This is a genomic window from Saccharothrix xinjiangensis (genome assembly GCF_039527585.1).
Taxonomy (GTDB): Bacteria; Actinomycetota; Actinomycetes; order Mycobacteriales; family Pseudonocardiaceae; genus Actinosynnema; species Actinosynnema xinjiangensis.
The window spans coordinates 1-25,905 of record NZ_BAAAKE010000031.1; the positions used below are offsets into that span (position 1 = coordinate 1).

22 protein-coding genes and 1 pseudogene are annotated in these 25,905 nt (G+C 71.2%); 10 read left to right on the forward strand and 13 right to left on the reverse strand.

Annotation, left to right across the window (positions count from 1 at the left end; genetic code table 11):
• Positions 1–94: 94 nt before the first annotated feature.
• Complete coding sequence (locus ABD223_RS37305) at positions 95–1,996, reverse strand: eCIS core domain-containing protein (protein WP_344041869.1); 1,902 nt, start codon at positions 1,994–1,996, stop codon at positions 95–97.
• Positions 1,997–2,376: 380 nt separating this feature from the next.
• On the opposite strand from ABD223_RS37305, the gene ABD223_RS37310 reads away from it, so the two are divergent.
• The gene (locus ABD223_RS37310) at positions 2,377–2,829 is read left to right on the forward strand and encodes a hypothetical protein (protein ID WP_344041871.1); all 453 of its coding nucleotides are present in this window, start codon (positions 2,377–2,379) and stop codon (positions 2,827–2,829) included.
• A 282-nt stretch (positions 2,830–3,111) separates the two neighbouring features.
• Here the strand turns inward: ABD223_RS37310 and ABD223_RS37315 are convergent, their stop codons facing one another.
• On the reverse strand, positions 3,112–3,273 hold the full coding sequence (locus ABD223_RS37315; protein WP_344041873.1) for a hypothetical protein: 162 nt from the start codon (positions 3,271–3,273) through the stop codon (positions 3,112–3,114).
• A 58-nt stretch (positions 3,274–3,331) separates the two neighbouring features.
• Positions 3,332–4,081 (reverse strand): SDR family NAD(P)-dependent oxidoreductase, encoded by a 750-nt coding sequence (locus ABD223_RS37320; RefSeq protein WP_344041875.1) that lies wholly within the window; start codon positions 4,079–4,081, stop codon positions 3,332–3,334.
• Positions 4,082–4,180: 99 nt separating this feature from the next.
• Between ABD223_RS37320 and ABD223_RS37325 the strand changes: the two genes are divergently transcribed.
• Together ABD223_RS37325 and ABD223_RS37330 are read left to right on the forward strand one after the other, a co-directional pair.
• The gene (locus ABD223_RS37325) at positions 4,181–4,774 is read left to right on the forward strand and encodes a TetR/AcrR family transcriptional regulator (protein ID WP_344041877.1); all 594 of its coding nucleotides are present in this window, start codon (positions 4,181–4,183) and stop codon (positions 4,772–4,774) included.
• A 55-nt stretch (positions 4,775–4,829) separates the two neighbouring features.
• Complete coding sequence (locus ABD223_RS37330; protein WP_344041879.1) at positions 4,830–4,988, forward strand: hypothetical protein; 159 nt, start codon at positions 4,830–4,832, stop codon at positions 4,986–4,988.
• On the opposite strand, the gene ABD223_RS37335 is transcribed toward ABD223_RS37330, so the two are convergent.
• The 5 genes from ABD223_RS37335 to ABD223_RS37355 form a co-directional block, all read right to left on the reverse strand.
• A complete protein-coding gene (locus ABD223_RS37335; protein ID WP_344041881.1) occupies positions 4,976–5,491 on the reverse strand; it encodes a hypothetical protein in 516 nt (171 codons plus the stop codon). The genes ABD223_RS37330 and ABD223_RS37335 overlap by 13 nt on opposite strands.
• A gap of 715 nt (positions 5,492–6,206) precedes the next feature.
• Positions 6,207–7,199 (reverse strand): hypothetical protein, encoded by a 993-nt coding sequence (locus ABD223_RS37340; RefSeq protein ID WP_344041883.1) that lies wholly within the window; start codon positions 7,197–7,199, stop codon positions 6,207–6,209.
• A 97-nt stretch (positions 7,200–7,296) separates the two neighbouring features.
• Positions 7,297–7,692, reverse strand: coding sequence for a hypothetical protein (locus tag ABD223_RS37345; protein WP_344041885.1), 396 nt, complete (start codon positions 7,690–7,692; stop codon positions 7,297–7,299).
• Between the two features lie 207 nt (positions 7,693–7,899).
• Positions 7,900–9,327, reverse strand: a complete 1,428-nt coding sequence (locus ABD223_RS37350; protein ID WP_344041890.1) for a pyridoxal phosphate-dependent decarboxylase family protein — start codon at positions 9,325–9,327, stop codon at positions 7,900–7,902.
• On the reverse strand, positions 9,324–10,628 hold the full coding sequence (locus ABD223_RS37355) for an ATP-grasp domain-containing protein (protein WP_344041892.1): 1,305 nt from the start codon (positions 10,626–10,628) through the stop codon (positions 9,324–9,326). The genes ABD223_RS37350 and ABD223_RS37355 overlap by 4 nt, the downstream gene beginning before the upstream one ends.
• Before the next feature lie 489 nt (positions 10,629–11,117).
• Between ABD223_RS37355 and ABD223_RS37360 the strand changes: the two genes are divergently transcribed.
• Positions 11,118–12,092, forward strand: a complete 975-nt coding sequence (locus tag ABD223_RS37360; protein WP_344041894.1) for a serine hydrolase domain-containing protein — start codon at positions 11,118–11,120, stop codon at positions 12,090–12,092.
• Between the two features lie 170 nt (positions 12,093–12,262).
• Here ABD223_RS37360 and ABD223_RS37365 read toward each other — a convergent pair whose 3' ends face one another.
• The 3 genes from ABD223_RS37365 to ABD223_RS37375 form a co-directional block, all read right to left on the reverse strand.
• On the reverse strand, positions 12,263–13,459 hold the full coding sequence (locus ABD223_RS37365) for an RICIN domain-containing protein (protein ID WP_344041896.1): 1,197 nt from the start codon (positions 13,457–13,459) through the stop codon (positions 12,263–12,265).
• Position 13,460: 1 nt separating this feature from the next.
• Positions 13,461–14,987: an RICIN domain-containing protein gene (locus ABD223_RS37370; protein WP_344041898.1), complete on the reverse strand. Its 1,527-nt coding sequence runs from the start codon at positions 14,985–14,987 to the stop codon at positions 13,461–13,463.
• Between the two features lie 116 nt (positions 14,988–15,103).
• The gene (locus ABD223_RS37375; RefSeq protein ID WP_344041900.1) at positions 15,104–16,639 is read right to left on the reverse strand and encodes an RICIN domain-containing protein; all 1,536 of its coding nucleotides are present in this window, start codon (positions 16,637–16,639) and stop codon (positions 15,104–15,106) included.
• A 476-nt stretch (positions 16,640–17,115) separates the two neighbouring features.
• Here ABD223_RS37375 and ABD223_RS37380 point away from each other — a divergent pair, with 476 nt between their 5' ends.
• Positions 17,116–18,354 (forward strand): glycosyltransferase family 2 protein, encoded by a 1,239-nt coding sequence (locus tag ABD223_RS37380; RefSeq protein WP_344041902.1) that lies wholly within the window; start codon positions 17,116–17,118, stop codon positions 18,352–18,354.
• Here ABD223_RS37380 and ABD223_RS37385 read toward each other — a convergent pair.
• The gene (locus tag ABD223_RS37385; protein WP_344041904.1) at positions 18,316–19,413 is read right to left on the reverse strand and encodes a hypothetical protein; all 1,098 of its coding nucleotides are present in this window, start codon (positions 19,411–19,413) and stop codon (positions 18,316–18,318) included. The genes ABD223_RS37380 and ABD223_RS37385 overlap by 39 nt on opposite strands.
• Positions 19,414–19,816: 403 nt before the next feature.
• Between ABD223_RS37385 and ABD223_RS37390 the strand changes: the two genes are divergently transcribed.
• From ABD223_RS37390 to ABD223_RS37410, 5 genes and pseudogenes are all read left to right on the forward strand, one after another.
• Positions 19,817–20,284, forward strand: coding sequence for a MarR family winged helix-turn-helix transcriptional regulator (locus ABD223_RS37390; protein WP_344042048.1), 468 nt, complete (start codon positions 19,817–19,819; stop codon positions 20,282–20,284).
• Positions 20,285–20,447: 163 nt separating this feature from the next.
• Positions 20,448–21,782, forward strand: coding sequence for an amidohydrolase family protein (locus tag ABD223_RS37395; protein WP_344041906.1), 1,335 nt, complete (start codon positions 20,448–20,450; stop codon positions 21,780–21,782).
• 154 nt (positions 21,783–21,936) lie between these two features.
• Complete coding sequence (locus ABD223_RS37400; RefSeq protein WP_344041908.1) at positions 21,937–22,905, forward strand: helix-turn-helix transcriptional regulator; 969 nt, start codon at positions 21,937–21,939, stop codon at positions 22,903–22,905.
• Positions 22,906–23,021: 116 nt separating this feature from the next.
• Positions 23,022–24,806, forward strand: a complete 1,785-nt coding sequence (locus ABD223_RS37405) for an alpha/beta fold hydrolase (RefSeq protein ID WP_344041910.1) — start codon at positions 23,022–23,024, stop codon at positions 24,804–24,806.
• A gap of 103 nt (positions 24,807–24,909) precedes the next feature.
• Positions 24,910–25,125: pseudogene (locus tag ABD223_RS37410) on the forward strand (IS701 family transposase); the annotation flags it as partial.
• Here ABD223_RS37410 and ABD223_RS43750 read toward each other — a convergent pair.
• Positions 25,095–25,580 (reverse strand): hypothetical protein, encoded by a 486-nt coding sequence (locus ABD223_RS43750; protein WP_380649063.1) that lies wholly within the window; start codon positions 25,578–25,580, stop codon positions 25,095–25,097. The pseudogene ABD223_RS37410 and the gene ABD223_RS43750 sit on opposite strands and share 31 nt — an antisense overlap.
• Between the last annotated feature and the right edge of the window lie 325 nt (positions 25,581–25,905).

Genomic DNA, 25,905 nt, shown 5'->3' on the forward strand with positions numbered 1-25,905 from the left:
AAGCTCACGAGCGAGCCCGGCCCAGCGCCTCCGGCAGGCTACAACCAGTGATCACCCAGCCAGCCCAACCGGTACCTACATACAAGTCGGAAGCTCAGGCCTTCTCGCGGGCGGTCTTCAGCAGACCCGCGAGCCTGGTCAGCTCCTCCAGCAGGACCTGTCGGTCCGGTTGGGCGGGGACGCGGCGGAACTCCAGGCGCCGCTGCTCCTCCGGCGTCCCCTCCTGCATCGCCGAGAAGTTGAGGGCGTGGTACTTCTCGGGGTTGGACTGGTCGGTGTTGCTGGTGTTGAACACGTCCGTGATGAGGTGCCTGACCAGGACGGGGATCGTCCAGTTCTCCGCGTTGAACTTCTTGATCACCGCTTCGTAGTCGACCTGCTTCTTCCGGGCGTTGTGGAGTTCCGAGAGGAACGGGGCGTTGACCGAGTCCGGGTCGCGGGCCTGCCAGTACTTCTCGTCCTCGTACACCTGGTCGATGAACCCGGCCAGCACGCGCGCCGCCTTCTGCGTGCTGTGGTGGCCGACGGAGGTCGTCTCGTCGATGTTGATGTGCCCGCCGCCGATGGTGATGTCGGTCTCCAGGCCGACCGCCTTGGCGACGCCGAACACGTACTGGTCCATGAGGTCGCCGACGGCTCCCGCGTACACGTCCGACGCCGCGGCCTTGTGGGTGATCACCTCCACGCACGCCTGGTCGGCGGTCACCTGGTAGGACCAGTCAACGCCGTAGTCCTCCGCGGTGAACCGGTAAGTCAGCATGGTCATCTTGTTGCGGTCCACCCCCTTCTCCGGGGCGGGGCCGCCGAGCCTGCCCATGACGTCGGCCCACCTCTGCGCGGCCTGGTTGTAGGGGTCCTTCATCAACTTGTAGATGTCGCTGCTCTTGCTCTTCTCGGCCTTGGTGGCGGCTGCCCGGAGGGCGTCGTCCACGAAGGTGAACTCGTTGCCGATGAGCGTGCCGGTGATGGCCGGGGGAGCGGCCTTGTGCTCGTCCACGACCACCTCGATCTGGTGCAGGATGTCGTTCAACTCGCCGATCTGGGCCCTGGTGGCCTCCTTGTCCAACTCCATGGCCGCCACACTGGGTTCGATGCTCCTGACCAGCGGATCCACCCGGTCGGCGACTCTCACGTTGGTCTTCTTCCAGTTCTTCCAGTTCTCGCCGGTCCACTTCGGCATGCCGAGCGTCTCGGCCAGCTCGGCGTAGACCAACTTCCTCAGCCACGTGCCGCGCCCCTCGGCGTCGGCCGCCTCCGTGTTCCCGGGCTGCTGGACGGCGGAGTAGTCCAGCACCCGTTGGACGTGCGGCGCGTCGTCCTGCGCCGGGGTGTGGTCCGCGCAGCGCTGCACGGCGCCGTGCCCGTCGGTGGTCGCCCCGGTGGCGGGGTGCGCCCCGGTGTCGGTGGTGCGCTGCGCGGCCAGGGCGCGCCGGGCGTTGTCCTCGGCGGCCCGCTCGAAGCGGTCCGAGGGGTCGCTGACCCGCACCCCGCCCCCGGCGTCGGTGCCGGCCACCGGTCCGGAGCGCTGTTGGAGCACGTGGGTCAGCTCGTGGGCGAGCCGGTGCTGCCCGGCCGACGACGACGGGTCGTACTGCCCTTGCCCGAACACCAGGTGCGAGCCGGTCGTGAACGCCTCGGCCCGCACGGACTCCGCCGCCTGCGACGCCACGCCGTCGGTGTGCACGCGCACGTCGGAGAAGTCCGCCCCCAGCCGGCTCTCCATGTCCTCGCGCACGGGTGCGTCCAGGGGTTCGCCGGGCGTGCGCAGCACCTCGTGCACCGCCGAGCGCTGCACGTCGACCGGCGCGAGTCCGTCCCCGCTCAGCATCCTCGCCACGGCGGCGTTGCCGACCGCCCGCTGCATCGCCAGGATCCTGTCCACGGGGAGCGGTCCCCGGCCGGTCGCGGGGGCGGTGTCCTGCTTCGGTGGCCGGGCGCGTGCCGGGTCCTGCGCGTTGCGGCGGTCCGGTTCGTGCTGGTGCGCGGTGTGCGACATGGGTCCCCCTTCGCTGCCTCTCCCAGCAGCGTGGGCGGGCGCACTCCTGGCCGGCCAGGGACGCGAGGGCACGATCGGCGCCGGCGTTCGGCCCGAAGGGGCACCAGGGCCGGGGCGGTCGCGTCGTGCCGGTCCAGGCCGGGCGGTGACGATCGAGTCCGTGGCCGACGACCTGGGCGTCAACCACGAGGTGCCGCGCAACCGGATCCGCCTCGAATGGCGCGCAGCCGTACGGGTGACACCTCGGCGCCCGTGGCCGGCAGGCCCGCCGTTTGGTTAATATTCACGAATCTAGTCAAATTTCTGTTAATAGTTCACCTCACCTGGACGGATCGCGAATGAACCGAATGTGGAAGCGCGTGGCTGTGGGCGTGGCGGCTGTGTCCGGAGCGCTGTTGGTCGGCGCCCCGGCGAGCGGCGCCGCGTCGACCCGGGCGGAGGTCGCCGACCTGTTCTGCCTCGTGCAGTCCGGGGAGACGACCCGGTGCGCGCCGACCCAGGCGGAGATGCTGACGATGGCGCCTGCGGCCAGCCACGTGCTCAACCTCTGGGAGCACCCCAACTACGAAGGGTTCCACCTGGAGGTCTGGAGCCCCGGCGGCGACTGCACGCCGGAGTCGGACTTCTCCCCGGCCGACGCCGCGACCGACATCCCCCTCCTCAACGGCCAGCGGTGGGTGTCCTCGGTCCGCAAGATCGACACCGGTCACTGCAACTGGGTGTTGGTCGGCCCGAACGGGTACCGCTCGACGGAGGTCGAGAACGACTGGCCGCGCCTGGGCACCCTCGGCAACAACTGGGACAACCGCGCGGCGAGGGTCCTGGTCGACTAGCTCGGGTTGTGACCTCCGGCTGGTGGTCGCCTGCCCCTGTTGATCTGCCCCTGTTGATCGCGGAGTTGCCGCTGGCGGGCGAGCATCGACGAGGGCATGGCGGCGGGCGGGTGTGCCGCGCCGGCGTGGCGGGATCGACATCGCGAGACCGCGGATCGCGTTGAGCGCGGTGTCGATCCCGCGTGCGGCCGACGGGCGGCTGGTGTCGGCGGTGGACGTCACCAGCCGGCTGCGCCCGGAGGCGCACACCGGCCGGCGGCGGATCCTGTGCCACACCCGTGGTCACGGCGAGGGCCGGCACGTGGTGGTGCCGGGCCGGCCGTGCTCGGTGATCGTGGCGCTGGGGACCGGGCGTGGTCCGTGGACCGCGCCGTTGGACGCGGCGCCGACCTGCCGAAACCCCTCCGGGTGCGCGCCCGGCTGCTCGGCCGGGCGTCGGATCACCGGCTTCGGGTCCGACTCCCGGTGCGATCGGACCGCGCGCCCTCCCCGGTCGTGTTCATCAGACGCTCGTGTACCCGCCGTCGATGAACCACTCGGCGCCGTTGACGTACGTGGCGGTGTCCGAGGCCAGCAGCAGGGCCGCCGACGCGACCTCGTCGGGGTCGCCGAGCCGCCCCGCCGGCAGCACGGTCTCGAACATCGTGACGAAGTCGTCCTGCCGGTCCTCGGGGACGACGCCGAGCAGGCCGGGGGTCCGGACCGGTCCCGGGCTCAGCACGTTGACCCGGAAACCGTTCTCCCTCGCGTTGAGCGTCCAGCTGCGGGCGAAGTTGCGCAGCGCCGCCTTGGTCGCGCCGTAGACCTCCATGCCCCGGTCGGGGCGCGTGGACGTGCTCGACCCGATGAGGATCACCGACGCCCCCCGGGACAGGAGGGGCATCGCCTTCTGCACCCCGAACACCGCGCCCTTCACGTTGGTGGCGAACATGCTGTCGAACTGCTCCTCGGTGATGTCCCCGAGGACGGCCGGCACCGCGCCGCCCGCGTTGGCCACCAGGACGTCGATCCGGCCTGACCGCTGTGCGACGACCTCGTAGAGGGCGTCGAGCTCGGCCAGGTTCCCCACGTCGCACCGCACCGCGACGGCTTGCGGCCCGAGCTCCGCGGCAGCCGCGTCGATCTGGGCCTGCCGGCGGCCGGTGACGAAGACCTGCGCACCTTCGGCGACGAACCGCCGGGCGATGGCCAGCCCGATCCCGCTCGTCCCGCCGGTGACCACGGCCACCTTGCCGTCCAGGAGTCCACTCATCGCCTGATCACTCACCCTCGTCGACGCTCGTTATGGAACGAATCGTCCACAACGTAACCGTTTATGGACGATGCGGTCAAGAACGCTTAGACTGCGGGAGTGCCGAGGCCGAGGGAGTTCGACGAGGAGCGCGTGCTGAACGCGGCGCGCGACCAGTTCTGGACGACCGGCTTCGCCGGCACCAGCATGGATGCGATCGCGGCGGCCACCGGCCTGGGCAAGGGCAGCCTGTACGGGGCGTTCGGCGGCAAGCGCGAGCTCTTCCACCGGGTGTTCGACGACCACTGCGACGCGGCGCTCCGCTCGGCGAACCGCCGGCTCGGCGGTGACGACGAGCGGGCGTTCGAGCGGCTCACCGCCTACTTGCTGGACCACGCGACCGCCTGCGCCGAGCCCAGCCACCGCGGCTGCCTGCTGGCGAAGGGCACGGCAGAGCTGGCCGAGCACGACGAGCTGATCTCGGCCCGCTCGCGGAAGACCTTCGAGGGCGTTCAGCAGGCCATCACCGCCGACGTCGAGGCCTGTCAGCGCAACGGCGACATCGACCCCGCCGCCGATGCGCGGCAACTCGCCGGCCTGCTGCTGACCGTGCACCGCGGCATCGAGGCCCTCGGCAAGGCCGGGATCGACGAGAGCACCCTGCGGGGCATCACGGAGACGGCCCTGGCCCACCTCCCGCGCCCACCCCGGTAGCGCACGCCGCTGTCACGATCACCGCGAGCAGCAGGTCGAGCACGCCGGTGGCGGTGTGCTGCCTCGTTCGCTGTTCTGTCGCGACCGCCCCGACGGCGTGGACCTGGTCCGCCTGCGGCTGGAGTCCACCACTCCGGGCGTTCGGCCCGTGCGGGTCGTCGCCGTCGACGACGTCCGCGACCACACACCCGCCGTGAAGGCTCAGATCGGGTAGCTGGAGATGTCGCCACAGGTGAGAGGACCTGGCTCGGGGATGGGGGTGAGGGCGGCGTGGCAGACCTGGACGGTGACGCGGTCGATGGGCGCCGGGGTCGGCGTCGGGACGAGCGGCACGGTGAGCGCGAACTCGAACTTGGTCGCGCTGGTGGTGCTCTGGCGCTCGGTGTCGACGACGGTGCGGCCGGTGTAGGCGGTGAACACGGCCACCGCGACGGCGCCGGCGGGCGGGACGCACGGGGTGGTGTTCCGCAGGGCCACTTCACCGGTGACCTTGACCGCGGTCACGGGTTGGGGCGGCGGGACCGGCAGCGTGTTGCGCCAGGCCAGCTGACCGGCGGTGTAGCTGCTGATGCAGCGAGTGGTGTGCTCCGCCTTGAACGCCACCGCCGCCGCGGCGGGGTCGGCGCTCGCGCCGCCGGTGAGGGTGAGGGTGCTCGCGGCGGCCGCGAACACCACGACGGCGGCGCGGCCGATCCTGGACAACAGGGTTGAGGTCATTCGAGCGGACTCCCTTGTCCTCGCTTCGAATATTCCTGGTGAACGCTCCCACCGGTCCCGTGTGCCTGATACCAGGACCGCTCGCCGGGCACGGGTCAGGACCGGCGAGTCGTGGGTGGTCTTTTCGCAGTCGTCAACCAGGGTCGGCCTGCTCGCGGACGGCGTCGAGCAACACCACGTCGAGCGGTACCGGGATGCTGCGACGCATCCCCGCCTCCCGCGCGGGCCGCACCGGGTTGATGAAACCACTACTGGAAGTGCCCAATCCGGGCAACCGGGCAGCAGCGGGTGACTGCGGAGTCGGGCACGACACCGGTTCGGCAGCCACCTGTGAGCACGAATCGGTTGTGACACGGGCCGGCCGGTCGCCGAGGACGCCGGAGGTGAACCGGAACAGGGTGTTACCGGCTCCGAGTCGCCCACCGGCGTCGATCAGGTGATCCGGCGTTGGTCAACGCGACCACGTCGTGGGACCTGCCGCACCAAACCGCGCGCCTTTCCAGTGACGTCCATCCGACACCCGCGCGGTCGTCCCCGGTCCCCGGTGACCGGCGTCAGCCGGCGGGTTGGGAGATTCCGAACTCGGCCCGGATGACGTCCGTCGACCTCGACGCGCCCAGACCGCCCCCGCGCCAGGCCCGGCGCCACTTCCCGCGACCCCGGCAGCGACGGCGGGGAACGGACCTGCCGCCCAGTCGAATCCGTCGGATCGTGATCAGAGCGCGTCAGGGTCTGGATCGAGGCCGAGGCGGTTCAGTTCTTCGTCGACCCGGCCCGGCGCGAGTCCGGCGGCGAGCCCGGCGGCCCGCAGCAGTGGTTCGGTGATCTCGTGGACGTGTCGGGGTGTCGAGGTGGACCGCGGTCGTCCGGGCGGGTCGTCGGTTCCCCCCGGGTGGAGGTGGTTGGTGGCCAGGTCGATGGCCAGTGCTTTGTGCCTGCGCAGCAGTTGTGCCGCGATCTGTGGTTGTGACACCGGGGCGCGCACGGTGAGGAAGTAGCAGTCGAAGATCGTGCCTCGTGCGCGGGGGCGTGGCGGGCGTCGCCCGGTGGTCGCCTCGGCCAGCAGCGATCGGCCGCTCGGGACCAGTTTCGACGCGACGTCCAGGTGTAGTCGACGGGTGGAGTGGACCTGTTGTTCCAGCCGTGCGGTTGCGTCGTTGGTGGCATGTGGTCGGTGGTGGCCGCGCAGCAGGCGTCGCACCGGCTGGTAGTCGGGTGCCCATGTTCCGCTGAACGCGGTGTGGTGCCGGTGCATGCCGGGTCGGATGACGGTGGTGTAGACGGTGCGGGGGACCGATCCGGTGTAGAGCAGCGCCCGGCCGTAACCGCGGACGTAGTGGGTGATCGTCGCGGTGAGCTCCTCCGGGTCGTCCTCGCCCGCGGCGAGCCGGTCCAGGGCGTCGGCGATGAGCCGCCAGAGGATGAACGAGATGTGGTGGCCGGTGATCCACCGGAACCAGAACAGGCGTTCCCGTGAATCCTCCGCGGCGGTTCGGAGGGCGCCCAGGCCGGTGCTGTTCTGTTCCGCCAACCGCAGGAAGGCGCCTTGGACGTCGTCGGTGGACAGGGCGCCGGGCGGTGCGCCGGGGTGGTGGGGATGGGGCAGGGTCAAGGGTTCCAGTGCGTAGTTGTAGTCGCCGAAGTCCCAGCCCTGCGGATCCGGTGGGAGCAGCACGAGTGGTGCGGGTACCGGATGCGGGCGGGTCATCGTTGTCTCCTTCGGCGGGTGGCCGGTCGATGCCGGCAGGGCGGGTCGTGTCATCAAGGGGAGGCGCGACCCGCCGGGCACGAGGACCGTGTCGGGTTCAGATGATCAACAGGGTGGAGGGGCCGGTGATCAGCTCCACGCCGGGGCCGGTGAGGCAGGACAGCGGGTCGAGGGTGACCTGGGCTCCGGGTGAGGCGATGAGGCTGCCCGCGAATTTGCCGGATTCGACCGTGCCCACGACGACGACGATCGCTTCGCCGCCGGGTTGCACGATGATGGAGAAGGTGTAGGCGAGTGTGCTCTGCTCGCCGGTGTTCCAGGTGAGGACCTCGGTGGTGGCGCCGTCGGAGGTCAGGCAGCCCAGCGACCCGGAGCCGGTGACGACCGAGGTCGCCGAGGTGGTGGCGGGGTCGGCTGAGGCGCAGCTGTAGGCGCCGTTGCCGGAGATTCCCACCTGCCGCGGCAGCAGCCGCAGGCCGGGGTCGAAGTGCACGGTGTTGGTTCCGACGCAGGTGGTGAGCGCCTGCGTCGAGGGCGCCCGCGCGGGGAGTGGGTGTGCCGAGGCCGCGGGTGCCCAACCGGGTGTGATCGTCGAGAGCAGCCCTGCCAGCAGGACCGCTGCCGTTCTTCTCTGCACGGACATCGTCTTCCCTTCGGAATGGTCGATGAGCGGGGAGTCCTTCGTGCGAGTGCGGAAGCGTCAGGTCTCCCGTGCCTTTCCGGTCGGTTCTCGTGGTGGTGTGGCGGTTGCGAGTTCGTCGATGCGGTCGAGCAGGGTGTCGATGTCCTGTTCGGTGGTGCGGGGGTTGATGGTGCAGGCGCGGAAGCAGGGGCGGCCGCGGACCCGGGTGGGCAGCAGCAGGAAACCCCGGGGCGGGTTGAGGAGCAGGTCGCTGATCCGTTGGTGGGCCTGCGCGTCGTTCCCGGCGGCGCGGTGGGTGAAGCACACCACGGCCAGGCGGGGGCCGGTGAGCAGTTCGAATTCCGCTCGTCCGCGCACCCGGGCGGCCAGGTGACGGGCCAGGGCCAGGCCGTGGTCCACGGCCTGGCGCAGCGCGCCCAGACCGCGGACCTTGATGGTGAACCACAACCGGAACGCCCGGCAGGGACGGGTGAACTCGATGCCGCTCGTGCCCAGGTCCCGGGACTGCTCCCGGCCGTGCATCGCCGCGAGGTAATCGGACCGCAAGTGGAAGGTGGCCGCCAAAGCGTCGGGTTCGCGGAGCAGCAGGCAGCCCAGGCCGACGGGTTGGAACAACCACTTGTGCGGATCGACGGTGATCGAGTCCGCCTCGGACAGACCGTGCAGGAGCGTGTGCCCGCGTGTTCCCAGTGCGGCGGCGGCGCCGAACGCGCCGTCGACGTGGAACCAGAGTCGTTCCTCCCGGCACAGCCGGGCCAACTCCGCCAGCGGGTCGACGGTGCCGGTGTTGGTGGTGCCCGCGGTGGCGATCAGCACCAGCGGTCGTCGGCCTGCGGCGCGATCGGCGGTCACGGCGGCGCGCACGGTGTCGGGGTCGAGGCGGTCGTCGTCGGAGGGCAGCACCCGGATCTGCCCGGACGTGAAGCCCAGCACGCGCAGGGCGCGGCCGACGCCGGGGTGGGCCTGGTCCCCGTGGTAGACGGTCGGGACCTGGTCGTGGGCCGGTGCGCCGAGTCGGGCGCGGGCCACCGCGATGGCGGTCAGGTTGGCGGTCGAGCCGCCGGAGGTGAAGACGCCGCCGCTGCCCGCGGGCATGCCCAGTGCGGTGGCCAGCCACCGGGCGGTGAGGAGTTCGACCTGGGAAGGGCCCGCGGCCAGCGACCAGTTGACCGTGGTGAGGTTCAACCCGGTGGCCAGCGCGTCCGCGATGGCGGCGACCGGGTCGGCGGGACTGGGCACTCCCGCGAAGCTGCGGGGGTGGTCGGCTTTGAGCAGGTACGGCAGGACCTGGTCGGTGACCTGGGCGAGCACCGCGTCGGCAGGGGTGGGTGTTTCCGGGGCCGGTTCGTCGAGCCCCGCCAGGTCTTCGGGCGTGGCGCGCGATCCCGGTGACGAGGCCGCCAGCCCGAGGTGGTGCTCCACGACCAGGTCGGCCACCGCGTGGGCGAGCCGGCGCAGTTCCCCGGCGCCGTCGTGGCCGGTCATCGGTCGTGGTCCCGATGCGGTCGTGCCGCGGTGCGCCCGGGGCCGGTGCGCCCGGGGTCGGGATGCGGTGTCGGGTGGTGCGTGGCGAAACGCAGCCAGGCGAGCCAGGAACGGGCCTCGGAGGTGAGACGGGGTGGGTGTCCGACGGTGGCCACCCGGTGCCCGAACTGTACGAGCACCGCCTCGTCGCCGGCCTCGGCCCGATCGCCCTCGGCGGCGTGTGCCCACACCAACGCCTCGTCCGGCGCCAACCGCGACAGCGCTCGGTCCGGCACGCGAAGGACGACGCCGGAAGCGGACATCCGGTAGCAGCCGGTCTGCGGCAGTCCGCCGACCCGCCCGCTGCGGGTGAAGTGCAGGACGAGCTGACCGGATCGGAGGCGGGGAGATCCACGGTCGTCGGTGGCGAGCAACGGGGTCAACGGCGTCGTGTTCGCCAGGACGTGCACCCCCAGCAACGGCAGCAGCCCTCGTTCCACCTCGGCGGCGTGCACCAACGACACGACGGTCTGGAACCGCGGATTGATCTCCACGACCCACACGCGGTCGTCACGACCGAGTACCGCGTCGATGCCGAACACGCCGAGGAATCCCCATCCGCGCAGGTGTTCGCCCACAGCGCGGCATGCCCACCGGCACTGCGACAGCACCTCCTGCGACACGTCGGCGTCATCGAGCAGCTGGTTGCCGCAGTGCGTGCCCCACCCCGCCCCCAGCTCCGCGATCCCGACCAACTGCTGCGAGACCCCGGACACCACCGTCGCGTCGCGACCGACGCAGCCGGACACGGTGACCGGCAACCCCGGCAGGTACCGCGACACCTTCAACGGCTCACCGGCCCAATCGGTCAGCGCCGCCCACTCCCCGCGCGTGCGCAGCAACCTGGTGCCGCGGCCGATGAGGTTGTTGGCGGCCCGCTGCACGACCACCGCGCCGTCGCGCATCCAGGTCGACACCTCGTCGGGAACGGCGGTCGCGCCGGCCGCGAGCACCGTCGAAGGCGGCGTGCGCACCCCGGCGGCACGGAAGATCGACACGGCGTCGATCTTGTTCCCGGCCCGGTCCGCCACCGATCGCGGCGGCGCCAGCAGCGGTGCGGACGGATCCCGCTCCCAGGGGCGCCGGACATCGTCGTCCTCGGGGGCGAAGGTGACCGAGACCCGCCGCCGGCCGTGGTCCCCGCCGCCGTCGACATCGCACTCGACGGTGCGGCGGGAGCGCGACACCAGCCCGGGGATCGTCGAGTCGCACGCCGCGGCGATGAACGCCGATCTGTCGTACCACGCGATTTCATCGACCACGGCCGCCAACGCGCTCGCGCCGCGTTCCGCCGGAATGCCGCACGACGCTACGGAAAGTAGTTCGTTCACCCGTTGACGTCCGCTCATTCGGGAACGGTAATTCTATTCCAGTGTGAAGGGCAACCGTGCGGAACGAAGCGGCTGCCGCTGCCACTCTTCCGAGTTGTTTTTTCGCCGATCATGGGCCGGAGTGGTAGAACACCGCCATTGCGCCTGGGGTGCAAATTTTTTGCACAGAAGGATCCTCACGCGCGTAGCCGTGTGAGTCGACGCCGCCGATCCCGCACGGGCTGGTGGTGAAGTGCTCTTCGCTCCGGCGGGTGCGCGATCGCTGCGGCTCGGCGGCTCAGTGCAGAGTTCTGGCACCCCGCACGAGGCCCGCTCATACGAAAGTCGCACCACCGGTAGCCGAAGGGGGTATGTCGATCGCGGGCGCGCCGGCTACGGTTCGCTCGTCGCCGTGTCGGAGCGTGCCAAGGGGTGTGGGTCTTGTCGGGTGCAACGCTCGCGGAGGAGTTGGTCGCGCGCCTGGGGCCTCGGCACCGGGTGGCCGCCGTCGCCACGGTGTCGTCCGCCGGGACCTCGGTGGCGAGCGTGGGCGCGCCCGCCGATGCCGACTTCGAGATCGGCTCGATCTCCAAGGGGATCACCGGCCTGCTCCACGCCGACGCGCGGGAACGCGGCGAGGTCGGGCAATCGACCACGCTGGGGGAGCTGCTGCCGCTGGGCGGCACCCCGGTGGCGGGCGTGACGCTGACCTCCATCACCACCCACCGCTCGGGCCTGCCGAGCCTGCCCGCCGCGGCCTCGCCACTGCGCAGGTCGCTGGCGCTGTGGCTGCACGGCACGAACCCGTACGGCGAAACGCTGGACCAGGTGCTCACCCAGGCACGCGGCGTGCGCCCCGGACCACCCCGCCCCCGCTACTCCAACCTGGGCTTCCAGCTCCTGGGGCACGCCCTGGCGAGCGCCGCCGGCACGACGTTCCAGGGCCTGCTCCGGGACCGGATCGCCACCCCTCTCGGCCTGGACGTGTGCTACGCGCCCGCCACCCCGACCGACCTGCGACCGGACGCGCTCACCGGCACCACCAGGTGGGGGCGGAAGCGCGAGCCGTGGACGGGTGAGGCGCTGGGCCCGGCCGGGGGCATCCGCGCCCGCATCGGCGACATGGCCCGCCTCGCCGCCGCGCTCCTCGACGGCTCCGCCCCCGGCGCCGCCGCCCTGGACCCCGTCGAGGACTTCACCGGCCGGGTCGTGCGCGTCGGCGCGGCGTGGATCACGATCCAGCGCGACGGCCGCGCCATCACGTGGCACAACGGCGGCACCGGGGGCTTCCGCACCTGGCTGGGCCTGGACCGCGCGGCCGGCACCGCGGTGGTCCTCCTCTCCGCGACCGCGATCTCGGTGGACCGCCACGGCTTCGCCCTGCTCGAACAACTGACCGGGGAACAAGGCCGCTGACCGGGCGCCGTCGCCCGGCACGGAGGCGGCGCCGACCCGTGCTGCCCGGTGTCGCCGCCGACCGCGGATCGGAACCGCTCGTGTTCACCGCCCCACGGCCGGCTTGATGTCCGATGCCGGTCCGCGGTTCTCGTGGTCGGCGGTTCGACGGTGGCGCCGCGGGGTGTCGGTCACACGACGCTGCGCCAGTGCCCGGGCACGGGCTCGGGGTGGATCGGCTCGCCGCAGACCCTGTCCCGGTAGAACCAGTCGTGGAACTGGTCGGGCTCGACGATGCGGTTCTGGTAGCCGCGGTGGTGGTCGAGGTCGTCCTGCGCCGTCTTGTGGGTGGTGCGCAGGAGGTGGCGGCGGTGGCAGAGCTGGTAGTCCATGCGGTGCAGGTGGATCAGGTACAGGTTGGGGTCGTGGTTGGTGGCGTGGTCGATGCGTTCGTGGAAGCCGCCCAGCCAGGTCATCGGCACCCGTGCGAGCAGGGGTTTGGAGTACAGGGGGTTGGCGAACCAGGTGGAGCGCTGCTCCAGCACGCCGCGCTCGGGATCGAGGGGAGCTTCGCTGTCGTGCAGGTGCAGGACTTCCCAGCCGGTGCAGTTGACGAAGTCCTGGTCGAACTGGTCGATGTAGCGGCCCAGGTCGCAGAAGCGCGGGTCGGGGGCGACGATCTCGTCGACGTCCGCGCTGAGCACGACGTCGTAGCGGTCGATCAGGTCGTGCTGGTGCTGTTGGACGACGTCGCGGTGCCAGTCGCTGCTGAACTCGTCGTGGTGGATCGGGATGCGCACGAACCGGTCGGCGGGCGGCAGGTCGGGTGCGGGCTGGTGCTCCAGGACGTAGATGTCCTGCGGTGCGAAGAACCGGGAGTAGTAGTCCAGCCAGATCGGGAAGAAGTCCGGTTCGTCGCGGACGAGGGTGACCACGGCCCGGCTGTTGCGGCGGCGCGTGACCGGTCGCAGGCACCAGCGTTGTTGCGGTCCGTGCCAGAAGTCGTACTGGGCCAGTCGGGGTTCGTGCCCGGTGTCGGCGTTCCACAGGTCCAGGTACTTGCCGCTGGCGAGGTTGGCCAGCGCGTGCCCGCCCGAGCGCAGCGGCACCAGCCGCCACATCTGGTGCCGACCGTTCTCCTGCGGCGCCTCCAGCACCACCTCGGCGCCGTTGTGCCCGGCGGCGCCGGCCACCGACAGCACCAGGCCGCCCGCGGTGTTCTCCACCACGACGGTGTGGCGGCCTTCCGCTGTGCGGCGCAGCTTCCAGCGCTGCGCCGGGGTGTTCTTGTCGGGCCAGGTCTGGCGGATGCGCGGGCCGTCGGCGGTCAGGGCCTTGCCGCTGGCGCTGTTGACCAGCGCCAGGTGGGCGTTGTGCGGGAAGGTCATCTCAGATGCGCTCCAGGACCCAGTGCTGGTTGTGCTGCTCGTGGTAGGTCGGGTAGTTGCCCCAGTAGCCCTGTTGGGACACCCGTGCGTCGGGGTCCAGGCTCTGGTTGCGGACGTCGAGGACCTTGCCGGAGTGCAGGTTCTCGATCCGGAACACCGGCCCGCCGCCCTGGGCGGCTCCGGCGGGAACGAACAGCCACTGCTTGTGCGCGCCGCCGGGGTCGGACCGGGTGAGCACCTCGGCGCCGTTCTCCGTCGACATGCCCACCACCTCTAGGTAGCGGTCGCGGGCGGGGTCGCAGTTCTTGATGTGGTAGCCGCCGCCGGGGACGGGCACCAGTTGCCACCCCACGGCCGCGACGCCGCTGTCGACGTTCTGGTCGACGTTGGCGCCGTCACCGGTCCAGTTCGGGTCGTCCAGCTGCAGGTACAGGTCGCTCAGCGTGCAGCGGATCTTGTAGCTGCCGGTCAGGTCCGGCACGGTGATCTTCACCTGGGTGGCTCCGGTCCTCACGCCGTCCACAACCACGTCGACCGCGCCCTGCACCGCGACCTCCCGGGTCACCGGAGCGGTCGTGGCGGGAGTGGCGCCGGGGAACTCCAGCGTGAAGTCCAGGGTCTGCGGCTGGGTGCCGGGGAAGGGGCCGTAGCCGGCGGGGGAGATCCGTGCGAACGGCGCGATCACGGCGTCGGGTACGAGGGTGACGCTGCCGATCGTGGTGATGCCCGTGGTGCCCAGGGTGATGATCGTGTCGACGATCGTGGCGGGGGTGATGCCGTCGGTGTAGGTGCCGCCGGTGGCGGCGGCGATTCGGCTGCCCTGCCCCCCGGCGCCGCCGATGCTGCAATTCCCCGAGAAGGGGGTGCCGTTGGACAGCGGTACCGGGTCGACGTCCAACCCGGGTCCGCTCGTCCCCGACGGGGTGCTGATCACCAGCACGGCGATGCCCTCGGCCTGCAACTTGGCGATCACCGACTGTTCGGTGATGTTGTAGGTCAGGCCGGACACGGCCTGGCAGATCGGGTCGTGCCCGGGCGCGTCGCCGATCCAGAGGATGATCCGCTTGGCGTCGGCGCGCCAGCCGATCGTGCCGCCGCCGGGGGGCTGGGCGAGGTGGTCCAGGGCGAAGAACTGTCCCTCGGCGGTGGTGGTGCCGCCGGCCACGGCCCAGGCTTGGATGCCGTTGGCCGCCGCCGTCGAGTGCGGGGTCAGCGAGACCTGGTGGTGGAAGCGCTGGGCGGCCGGGAAGTCCAGGTCCCGGTAGTTGCCCACACCGAACTGGACGTCCGCGCCGACCTGGTTCGCCGCGGTGACCAGCCTGTTGAGGATGTCCTCCACCCTGGCGCGGACCGCGTCGATGATGCCGGTCATGCTGCCGGTGCTGTCGACGAGGAAGTAGACGTCGATCTTGGGGATCGCGCCGGAGGCGGGCAGCTGCACCTGGACCTGTTCGCGGTGGCTGTCCGGGGAATCGGGGTTGGTCGAGAGTTCGACGTTGAGCGGGGTGGGCGGTGTGGTGATGGGCATGGCGGGTTGCTCCTTCTCCAGGCTCAGTGTCGCTTGGCGGTCCCGGGGGACGAGTGGAACCGGTGGGGGACGTCACGATCCCCGGCTCGACCGGTTCGGTGCGCGGAAGCGCTGCGTCAGAGGCGTTCCAGCCGCCAGTGCTGGTTGTGGTTCTCGTGGTAGGCGGGGTAGTCGCCCCAGTAGAAGTACTGGAACACCGGCGCGTCCTGCTGGGTGCTGCCGCCCTGGATGTCGAGGACCTTGTGGGTGTGCAGGTTCTGGATGCGGAACACCGGGCCGTTGGCGCCGGAGGCGCCTGCGGGGATGAGCAGCCATTCCTTGTGCGGGCCGCTGGGGTCGGACCGGGTGAGGACCTCGGCGCCGTCGTCGGAGGACATGCCGACCACTTCCAGGTAGCGGTCGCGGGCGGGGTCGAGGTTCTTGATCCGGTAGCCGCCGCCGGCGACCGGGACCAGCTCCCAGTGCTGCGCGGCCAGGCCGGTGTAGGTGTTCTGGTCGACGTTGCCGCCGTCGCCGGTCCAGCCGGGGTCGTCGAGTTGGAGGTACAGGCCGCTGAGGGTGCTTCGGACCTTGTACCGGCCGGCCAGGTCGGGCACGGTGATCTTCACCCGGGTCGAGCCGGTCCTCACGCCGTCCACGACCACGTCGACGTCGCCCTCCACGGCGATCTCCCGGGTCACCGGCGTCGCGGAGGCGGGTGTCGCCGCGGGGAACTCCAACTCGAAGTCCAGCGTGTCGGGGTGCGCACCGGTGAAGGGGCCGTACCCGCCGACGGGGTGGACGAGCACGAACGGTGCGATCGTCGAGTCCGGCACGAGGCTGACGTTGCCGAGCGTGGAAATCCCCGCGGCGCCGAGGTTGATGATCGTCTGCACCACGGTGTCGGGGGTGATCCCCTCGGCGTACGTGCCACCGGTCGCGGCGGCGATGCGGGAGCCCTGGCCCGCGTGACCGCCGAAGGCGCCGCAGAAGTTCTCGTACACGCCGCCACCGGAGGACAGCGGCACCGGATTCGCGTTCAAGCCCGAGCTCGGCCCGCTCGGCCCGGTGCTGATCGCGAGCACGAAGATGCCCTGCGCCTGCAACTTCGCCGTGACCGAGGTCTCGGTGATGTCGTGGCCCAGGCCGGACAACCCCTGGCAGATCGGGTCGTGACCGGGCATGTCGCCGATCCAGACGACGATCCGCTTGGCGTCGGCCCGCCAGCCGATCGACCCGCCGGGGGGCTGCGCGAGTTGGTCCAGGGCGTAGAACTGGCCTTCCGCGGCAGTGCTGCCGCCACCGGTGGCGGTCCAAGCCCGGATGCCGTTGGCGGCCGCCGCGGCGCCGGCGCCCAGTGGGACCTGACCGCGGAAACGGTCGGGTTGCGGGTCTTCCATGTCCTTGTAGTTCCCGACGCCGAAGTGCACGTCCGCGCCGACCGCGCTCGCGGCGGTGATCAGCTTGTTCAGGATTTCCTCTACCCGTGCGCCGACCGCCCCGATGATGCCGCCCATGCTGCCGGTGCTGTCGGTCAGGAAGTACACGTCGATCTTCGGGACCACCCCGGAGCCGGGCAGCCGCACCTGCACCTGTTCCCGGTGGCCGTCCGATGAGTCGGGGTTGGTCGAGAGCTCGACACCGGACGGGGACAGCGGCGTGGTGATGGGCATGGTGCAGCGACTCCTCAACCCGGTCTTCGGACCGCCTCGTGATTGCGGACCTCCGATCGAGGATCACAACCTCGATCCCGCAAAGGAATAGACAATCCGGCCGGATGACCCGAAGGTGTGCACCTTCGCCATCCGCGACTACACGTCGCGGAGTCCACCCGTGCAGGGCATCGGCGACGACTCAAGCGTCTCCAGGGCACGCCCGGGATGCGATCCTCCCGGCCATGTGGGTGATTCCACGCCGTGTCAAGCAGGCATCGGATGCCGGGTCCCGGCTCCGTTCTGACGGTCGGTGACGACGGCTTCGAAGCGCGGTCGTACCTGATCGGGTTATCCCCGGTCGGCGGCCGGGGAGGTGATGCGGTGTAGTGATGCTCGACAGGGGAGGTTTATGTCCTTGCTGGCCAGCACCGGCATCGGCGCGGTCCTGCTGACAGTGTCGGCATTGGTTCGAATTGGATTGGGGGCATCCTCGAATGAGGTCGGGGGACGCGCACCCGAGGGTGGTCGAAGGCGAACGGGAGGCGGCCCCGGGTCATTCACGGAAAAGAGGGTGGTCGGACTTTCCGAGCAGCGTGTCCCTGGTGATCCCGGCGCACAACGAGGAGGCGTCGATCGCGGGCACCATCCGGTCCTGCCGTGCGCAGACCTATCCGATTGACCAGATCATCGTGGTCGCGGACAACTGCTCCGACCGTACCGCCGACATCGCCCGCGGTCTGGGCGCGGTCGTCATCGAGGGCGAAGGCGGGTCGAAGGCCTCGGCGCAGAACATGGCCCTGCCGAGGATCACCAGCGACGCCGTCGTCGCGCTCGACGCCGACGCCACCCTCTCCCCTCGCGCGGTGGAGCAGATGATGGACACCTTGCGCCGCGGCTACGCCGGAACCTGTCCCTCGGCGATGCCCCGCGACACCGACACGCCCTACAGCCGGTACCGGACGCTGTACCACGCGATCGCGAACGGCTGGGTCCGGCCGCTGCAAGACGTGTTCGACCGGCAGTTGGTCCTCAGCGGCATGGCCAACTGCCACCGCACCGACGTGCTGCGCGAGGTCGGCGGCTACCCCGACGACAACATCACCGAGGACTTCAACCTCACCTGGACCCTGCATCGCCTCGGCCACCGCGTCGCCTTCACCCCCGAGGCGATCGTCTACACCGGTGAACCCACGTCGATGCGCGAGCTGCTGTCCCAGATGCACCGCTGGACCGCCGGGTTCGCCCAGACCATGGTGAAGCACCGCGCCCCGGTGATGGACGGCGGGGCGTTCATCATCGTCGCCTCCCAGGTGGTCGACTCCCTCGTGGGCGGCCTCGCCATCTGCACCCTGCCCTTCTACGTGGCCCGCCACGGCGTGGTGCGCGGGCTGCGCAGCTGGTGGAGCCCGCTGTGGGTGGTCGTCACCGCGGCCTCGGTCGCGGTCGCGGTGCGCCAGTTGGGATGGCGCACGACGGTGAAGTGCCTGCCCAGCTGGATCGCCCTGCAAAACCTCACCGGACCGCTGAACGCCTGGTGGCTGTTCCGCGAATGGGTGCTGGGTCGCAGCCTGACGACCTGGACCGGTCGGCACGGCCGACGACCCGCGCTGACCCCGGTCACCCAACGCCGCAAGACGGTGCTGGCCGCCGCCGCGGCCACCGGCGTGTTCTGCGGCCTGTGGTCCTGGCGGCGCTCAGCCGAGCAGGCGCCGCAGCAGCCGCGGCGGCGGTGACACCGCGCCGGTCAGGTCGGCGTCCGGGAACCTGCGGTGGAATTCCCGCAACTGCCACTCGTACGCCTCGGCCGCACGCGTCAACGGCTTGCCCCCGGCGCGTGCCGCCTGATCATCGGCAGGCCGGGCCCCGCGCTCACACCACGTCCTGACCGCCGCCTCGACCAGCATCGACGCTCCCGTCGCCGCGTGCCCGACGTAACGCCGAGCCGCACGGCGCTCCGGCACGGCGTCCACCACGCGCTGCAACACCTGCTGCACCGCCACCGCCGTCACCGCCTGGGACAACCAGTTCATCCCCACACCCGCGACCAGCGCCCCGCCCCGTCCCGCGGAGCGCTCGGCACGACCGGCAGCCGCCCGCAACGCCTGCGACAGCACCGACATCAACGGCACCACCGCCTGCTGCCCGGCGTCCTCACCGGCGACGCTGACCGGGATCAGGGCCACCGTCCCCGCCTCGCCGGGGCACGCCGACAACCGCCGCAGCACCATCGCGAAACCCGGATGCCCCAACAAGGCGTCTCGCACCTGAGCCAACGAGGCGCGGCCCTCCAGCACATCCCACTTGGTCACCACGAAGCGCACCACCTTCCTCGGCGCGACCACCAGCTTCCACACCGCGGCCATGCCCTGGTCGAAACCGTCCCGGTCGCCATCGAGCAGCCCCGCGACCCGTTCCCCGTCCAGGACGCAGAGCACCGCGTCGGCTCCACGAACCCGGGCTGCCAACGCCCGGCCCACCGCATGGCGATCAACCGCGACGGCTCCGCCGTCGTAGTCGGCCAGCCGAGTCTCGAACAACGGCCCCCCGCCGTCCGCCCCGGCCTCGAACCACAGGTCGACCACACCACGGTGGCGGACACCCGCCTGGCACTCGGTGCCGCGCACCTGCCTCGACTGCCACACCTCCTCCAGCACCAAGGCGGTCACCGGGTCCGGCTTCAGCACGGGCGCCGGGGACTGCTCCCACCCCTTCAAACCCTGGTTCATCGCGGCCAACAGGCAACTCTTGCCCGCGCCCGCCGGACCCACCGGGACGATGTCGATGAACGGCACGTTCCGCACCGTAACGACCAACCGGCCACACCGTCAGACCCGGGCAAGCTGCGTATCGTCTGCGGGCGCTCACTCATCGCCATCTTGCTACGCCATTGGAGTCGTGGACGGGTACCTCATGGGGGATGGCACGGCACCGGCACACCGCATGCACCCGTAGAAATCCCTCCGGATGCGCACGCATCACACCACCGATGGAATCTCATGTGCCACATGGTCCTGCGTCTGGCGGTTCCGGCGCCGCTTCTCCACCTGCCGCACACCCGCCCGACGTGCCGCGACGATCAAGGACCGTCACGGGGCCAGTTCCACCGCCAACACGAGTTCAACCCCTGTGCCCGCACTTGTATGCGTGAAGTCGAGCATGTGCACTTCGTCCACGATGTCCTAGGGTCGACGCGTGATGAACGAGGACCAGTCCCGCGACGCTCCGGGCGCCGACCTGCTGGACCTGGTCGGTCCTGCGTTCGCACGGCTGCGCAGGCGTACTGCGCAGGTGCCCGTCGATCCGCCGGTCGAGCGCAAAGACCTGAACCGGAACCTCGTGCTGAACGTCATCGACGAGGCCGAGGGGGAGATCAGCGTCGGGGAGGTGGCGGACGTCCTGGGCATCGACCCTTCCGTGGCCAGCAGGATGGTCGCCGACTGCATCTCCCGCGGTTACGTCCTCCGCTTGCCCTCGCAGGTGGACGGTCGCCGGGCGGTGCTCGAACTCACCGAGGCGGGACTCGGCCTTCGCGACCGCTTCCGCTCGCAACAACGCCAGGCGTTCGAGCACATCACCCGCGACTGGCCCGAGGCCGAGCGCCGGGAGCTGGCGCGACTGATCATCAAGTACGTCGACTCGGCGGCCGAGGCGACCAAGGGCTGAGCGCGCCTCGGCGCGCCGGGGCCGTTGGCTGAGGATCCTCTCAGGAACAGAGCGCTGTGCAAGCAAATGTATGTAAGTTGCACATGTAGGCGACATGCATACGTATCGCCGTTGCTCATCCTGAAGGGAGCTGCCCCCGATGTGCCCTGTCACTCGTCGCGCCTTGCTGGGGTCGGTCGGCGCCACCGCGGTGGTGGCCGGATCGTCGGCCCTGCTCACCGCGTGTTCCACCGGCGGTCCGGAGCGACCGCCCTCCGGTCTGACCGCCATCACCAACGCACGGGTCTTCGACGGCGAGCGGGTGCTCGATCAGCACACCGTCCTGGTCGAGGGTGGGTCCGTGGTCGGGATCACCGGGGACGCGCCGTCGAACGCCCACGTCGTCGACGCCCTTGGCGCCACGTTGCTGCCGGGGCTGATCGACGCGCACGTGCACACCTCCGAGGACGGCTTGCGCAACGCGCTGCTGTTCGGTGTCACCACTGAGCTGGAGATGCAGGGCGGGTTCGACGCGAGAGGGCGCGAGCCCATCGCCGACCGCGACGACCTGGCCGACGTCCGATCCGCGGGGTTCGGCTTGACCGCGCCGGGGGGTCACCCCGGCGAACTGGTGCCCGACGGCCCGCCGCCCGGGGCCGAGGGCGACGGGGAGGGGCCGCCCGGGGGCGCGTCCGGGTCCGGCCCCGCCGAGTCGGAGGTCACGACTCCCGAACAAGCCGTCGCCGCCGTTCGCCTGCGGATCGGGGCCGGTTCGGACTTCATCAAGATCATGATCGAGGACGGGCACGTCCTCGGTGCGCCGAACCTGCCGGTGATGAGCGACGAGACGATCAGGGCCGCAGTGCTGGAGACGCGGCGGCTCGGCAAGTTGGCCGTCGCGCACACGTTGACCGTGGCGGCGACCGAGCAGGCCATCGCGGCGGGCATGAGCGGTCTCGCGCACCTGTTCATCGACCGCCCGCACACGCCCGAACTCGTCGAGAGCATCGTGCGTTCCGGGGTGTTCGTCACGCCCTGCCTGTGCCTCAACGCTTCGATCACGGGGCGGACCGGTGCCGAACTCGCGGCCGACGAACGGGTGGGCCCCAAGCTGAGTCCTGAGTGGCGCGACACCCTCAACGGCAGCCTCGACAAGTACCCGCAGGGCGACTTCGACGCGGTTCTCGCGACGGCGGGGGCGTTGCACGCCGCCGGAGTGGACATCCTGGTGGGCACCGACGTGTCCGTGGCGTGGCCGGAACTGGGCGGGATGGCGCACGGCGCGAGCGTTCACCACGAGATGCAACTGCTGGTGAAAGCCGGCCTCAGCCCTGTCGCGGCGCTGCGCGCGGCGACCTCCGTGCCGGCGCGTCGGTTCGGCCTGCCCGACCGGGGCCGCATCGTCCAGGGGGCTCGTGCGGATCTGCTGCTGGTCGACGGTGACCCGACGACGAACATCGGCGACTCCCTGTCGATCAGGGAGGTGTGGCGACGGGGCGTCCGGCAGGCCGGGGCGTGACGCGGAGCCTTGCCCCGGCGTCCACCGCGGGGCGGCGCTCCGACTCGGCTCCGGGTGCGCACCTCCGCCCGCGGCCGCCGAGTCCGCGCCTCGGGGGCGGCGAACGTAGTGGATGTATTACTTGTCGTTAGCACCGCGTGGTTAACGTGGCCGCATGACAGCTCTTGTCGACGTGTTCCCGTCAGATGCGTTCGACCTGCCACCGGAGGCCGAGGCGGTGTACAGCGAGCTGCTCGCGGTCGCGCCGGTGTCCGGGCGGGGCTTCCTCTCCGACGTCGGGCCGCGGGCGGCGCACTGGGTCGAGCAGTTCGTCGGGCTCGGGCTCGTGCACCGGGACGAGGACGGCGTGCTGCACGTCCGCCCGCCCCGGACGGCGCTGGAGACCTGGGCCACCCGGCGGGAGCTGGCTGCCGCGCGGGCCAGGCAGACGGGTGACGCGCTGGCCCGGTTGTACGCCGCGTGCCGGGGTCCGGGGTCGGGCTTCGTGGAGGTGGTCGAGGGCAGGGGCGCCGCCCGTGCGCTGTTCCGCACGCTCCAGCGGGGCGCCCGCGAGCGGGTGCGCGGCCTGGACCGGGGACCGTACCTGCACGACTCGCCGGCCGCGCCGGAGGAGGTGCAGCTCGACGCGATGCGCCGGGGTCTGCGCTACCGGGCGGTGTACGACGCGAGCCTGTTGCACGACGACGTGCTGCTGGAGGCGGTCGGCAAGGCCGCAGCGGCCGGCGAGGAGACGCGGGTCTTCCCCGACGTGCCGCTGAAGCTGCTGCTGGCCGACGACAACCGCGGCCTGGTGATGCTGCCGCGCCCGGCCGAACGCGACGCCGACGCCCTGCTCGTGTACCCGTCGCGGTTGCTGGAGGTGCTGTCCGAGGTCTTCGAGGTGTTCTGGCGGCTGGCCGCGCCGCTGCCCGCCACCGCGGCCGCCGACCCCGCGGGACCGGACCCGCAGGCCCAGCGGCTGCTCGTGCTGCTGACCGCGGGCATGACCGACGAGGCCATCGCCCGCGACCTCGGCGTGAGCGAGCGGACGGTGCACCGCCGCGTCAGCAGGCTCCAGGAGCTGCTCGGCGCCCGCACCCGCTTCCAGCTCGGCGTGCAGGCCACCCGGCGCGGCTGGCTCTGACGGGTCCCGGTCATGTCCGGTTTTCGACACCGCCGCCCCCTGCTGCGCGAGCCGCGGCCGGGCGAGGGTGGAACCACCGGGAGCGTTCCCGACCGTTCCTTCGAAAGGACACGACCATGCCTGCACCCCTGCTCGGATCGCGCCGCGACCGGCGATCCGCAGCGGTCCTGGGAGCGTCGCTGCTCGCCGCCGTGACCCTGGCCGCCACCGCCGCCACCCCCGCGGCGGCCTCACCCCGCCCGCTCGCGGAACCGGACACCGCCACCCTCGCGGGCGCGCTCCGACACCAGCAGGTCGAGTGGGGACCGTGCGCGTTCACCGGTCTCACCCCAGAGCAGGACGACCGGTTCCAGGCCGTGCCGGGGCTCGCCTGCGCGACCATCACCGTCCCGCGGGACTGGCACGATCCCGCCGACGGCCACACGTTCCAGGTGCGCGTGTCGAAGACCGCCACGGCCGGCGCCGCCCGTCAGGGAATCGCCCTGGTCAACCCCGGCGGTCCCGGTGGCGCCGGGCTCCACTGGGGCGCGGCCATGGCCACCATGGCGCCCGCCCTGGCGCACCAGTACGACTTTGTCGGCTTCGACCCGCGCGGCGTCGGCGACAGCACGCGGGTGCCGTGCACCGTCACCATCGACAGCGAGGTCGTCGACTCCTACGACGAGGAGACCGAGGCGTACGTGCGGGGCTGCGAGGAGACGCCCGGCACGGAGTTCATCACCACCGAGCAGACCGCGTACGACATGGACTTCATCCGGGTCCTGCTCGGCGAGCGGAAGACGAGCTACATCGGCTACTCGTACGGCACCTGGCTGGGCACCTGGTACGCGGCCACCTTCCCCGGCAAGGTGCACCGGATGCTGCTCGACTCGTCCACCGACGTCAGCGAGAAGTCGTTGCAGCGCACCTGGGACCTCCAGCCCTACACGCGGGACCGGGCGTTCCAGGAGCAGCTCCTGCCCTACGTGGCGCGGCGCGACGACTTCTACGGCCTGGGCGCCGACCCGATGGCGATCCGCCGGGCGTGGGAGGAGGCGGGCGGCACCCGCACGTTCACGGGTCAGATCATGTTCGCCTGGTTCATCCTGCCCGCGCTGTACGACACGTCGACCTACGAGATCGCCGGCGCGGCGGTGAACACCGTCGTGCTGAGCGGGCAGGAGCCGGCGACCGAGCAGGTGGTGCGACGGTTCGTGGACGAGCAGCTCGCCCGCCCCGCCCTGGCCGCAGACCTGCGCGGCGTGCTGCTCCAGGCCCGTGAGGGCGCGTTGGGCGCCATCGCGAAGGGCCCCGCCCGACTGCCCGCGACCGCCGACGTCAGCACCTTCGAGGTCGACTACACCTTCGAGCTGATCCGCTGCCAGGACGGCCAGTGGAACCAGAGCCACGACTACTGGAAGAAGTCCGCCGCGAAGCTGCTGCGGGAGGCGCCGCTGATCGGGCCGTTCATGCAGAACGTCCCGGCGTGCGCGTTCTTCCGGACCGACAACCGGATGCCGAAGCCGAACCCCCGCACGTTCCCGCAGGTCCTGGTGGTCCAGAGCGAGATGGACGCGGCCACCGCGTACGAAGGCGCGCTCGACACGGCCAAGCACCTGCCGGGCGCGAAGATGATCAGCGTGGACAACGAGGGCACGCACGGCGTCTTCCCGTACCTGACGTCCTGCGTGGACGCCCCGGTGCACGCCTACTTCCACGTCGGGCTCATGCCGGACGACCGGTTCACCGCGTGCCAGGCCCTGCCGCTGCCGGGTGAGGCGAAGACCTTCGAGGTCGGCGGCACGATCGGCCCGAAGGGCGCGATCAAGGTCGAGACGGTCACCGACGACATGCGCCGGGCGGCCAAGATGGTCAAGCGCCTGCTCGCGCAGCAGGCGCTGGAGCCGGAGACGGCGGTCTGACGGCCTCGGCGCCCGCCGGCCGATGAACGGGGTGGTGGGACGATCCCGATCGCCCCACCACCCCTCCCGGCCCGCGTGGACGTCTCGCGCGCCGAGGTCCACCATGGCGGGCCGGTTCCCGCGGGTGGAGTCGCGGCGCCGGATGCGGTGGTACGTCCGGGGCTCGCTCTCCGAAGTGGAGCGGAAGAACGGCTGGACGCCGGCGGAGGCTGCCGGTGACACGGGTCCGGAAGGCGTGCGGCGCCTGCTGAACCGCGGTGGCCCGGCGTGGGCAGCAGCGCAGCTTGATCAGGATTTCCAGCCCTTGATCAGTGACACGGCCCGTTCGCCGAGGGCGCGAATGCGGGCTTGGGCCCGATTCACCGCATTCTGCTCCTGCGGCTTCGCCGCCACCCGGACGGCGTACTGGCCGTCCACCACCACGGTGCGGTCGCACTCGCCGCTCTGCCAGGCGCCCTCGACGACCTCGAACTGCCGGCCCTGGACCGCGCGCGCCGCACGGGTGATGAGCTGGATCTCGACGTCCACCGGCGCTTTCGCGCCGACGTCGACCACGACGTCACAGCGGTTGAAGTTGCCGCAGGTGGTGAACAGCCGCGTCGGGCCGAATCGGCGCAACTCCTCCTCGTGCACCAGCGCGCAGGGGTCGGCGGTGCGCTCGTCGACGTGCTGGCGCGACACCGGCTGACGCTGATCTTCCCGCTCAGCGCCAGGGCGACGACGGCTCCCGGCGCGGCGCGCGGCACGTCGCGCGCCAGGCCTTTCGGTGTTCACGCCGGCCTCCTCGTGTTGTCGCGCAGTGTCGCCGGATCGCCCGGGGACCCCTCCCGGCCGTCGAAAGAAAAGGGCAGGCACCCACCTCGTCGGTCATCGGGTGCCTGCCGTTCACGGGCCCGCCGCTCCGAGGCAGCCGGGCGACCACTCCGCCGTCCTCGGCAGGACGCCGCAGCCCAACGCCCCTGCCGCGGCCGGTGCCCGCGGCGTGGAAGGTGAAGCGGGGATTGGCGAGGAGGTTCGCGTGCCAGTCGGTGGCGGCGCCGCCGGCGCCGCTGCACAGGTACGTCGCGCCCGCGGCTCGGTAGGAGAAGATCTCGATGCG

What these genes read in the sequence shown, in the direction of transcription:
- ABD223_RS37305 (WP_344041869.1), bottom strand. Translation starts at nt 1,996, where the DNA reads ATGTCGCACACCGCGCACCAGCACGAACCGGACCGCCGCAACGCGCAG.
- ABD223_RS37320 (WP_344041875.1), bottom strand. Translation starts at nt 4,081, where the DNA reads ATGAGTGGACTCCTGGACGGCAAGGTGGCCGTGGTCACCGGCGGGACG.
- ABD223_RS37335 (WP_344041881.1), bottom strand. Translation starts at nt 5,491, where the DNA reads ATGACCTCAACCCTGTTGTCCAGGATCGGCCGCGCCGCCGTCGTGGTG.
- ABD223_RS37340 (WP_344041883.1), bottom strand. Translation starts at nt 7,199, where the DNA reads ATGACCCGCCCGCATCCGGTACCCGCACCACTCGTGCTGCTCCCACCG.
- ABD223_RS37350 (WP_344041890.1), bottom strand. Translation starts at nt 9,327, where the DNA reads ATGACCGGCCACGACGGCGCCGGGGAACTGCGCCGGCTCGCCCACGCG.
- ABD223_RS37365 (WP_344041896.1), bottom strand. Translation starts at nt 13,459, where the DNA reads ATGACCTTCCCGCACAACGCCCACCTGGCGCTGGTCAACAGCGCCAGC.
- ABD223_RS37370 (WP_344041898.1), bottom strand. Translation starts at nt 14,987, where the DNA reads ATGCCCATCACCACACCGCCCACCCCGCTCAACGTCGAACTCTCGACC.
- ABD223_RS37375 (WP_344041900.1), bottom strand. Translation starts at nt 16,639, where the DNA reads ATGCCCATCACCACGCCGCTGTCCCCGTCCGGTGTCGAGCTCTCGACC.
- ABD223_RS37380 (WP_344041902.1), top strand. Translation starts at nt 17,116, where the DNA reads ATGAGGTCGGGGGACGCGCACCCGAGGGTGGTCGAAGGCGAACGGGAG.
- ABD223_RS37390 (WP_344042048.1), top strand. Translation starts at nt 19,817, where the DNA reads ATGAACGAGGACCAGTCCCGCGACGCTCCGGGCGCCGACCTGCTGGAC.
- ABD223_RS37400 (WP_344041908.1), top strand. Translation starts at nt 21,937, where the DNA reads ATGACAGCTCTTGTCGACGTGTTCCCGTCAGATGCGTTCGACCTGCCA.
- ABD223_RS37405 (WP_344041910.1), top strand. Translation starts at nt 23,022, where the DNA reads ATGCCTGCACCCCTGCTCGGATCGCGCCGCGACCGGCGATCCGCAGCG.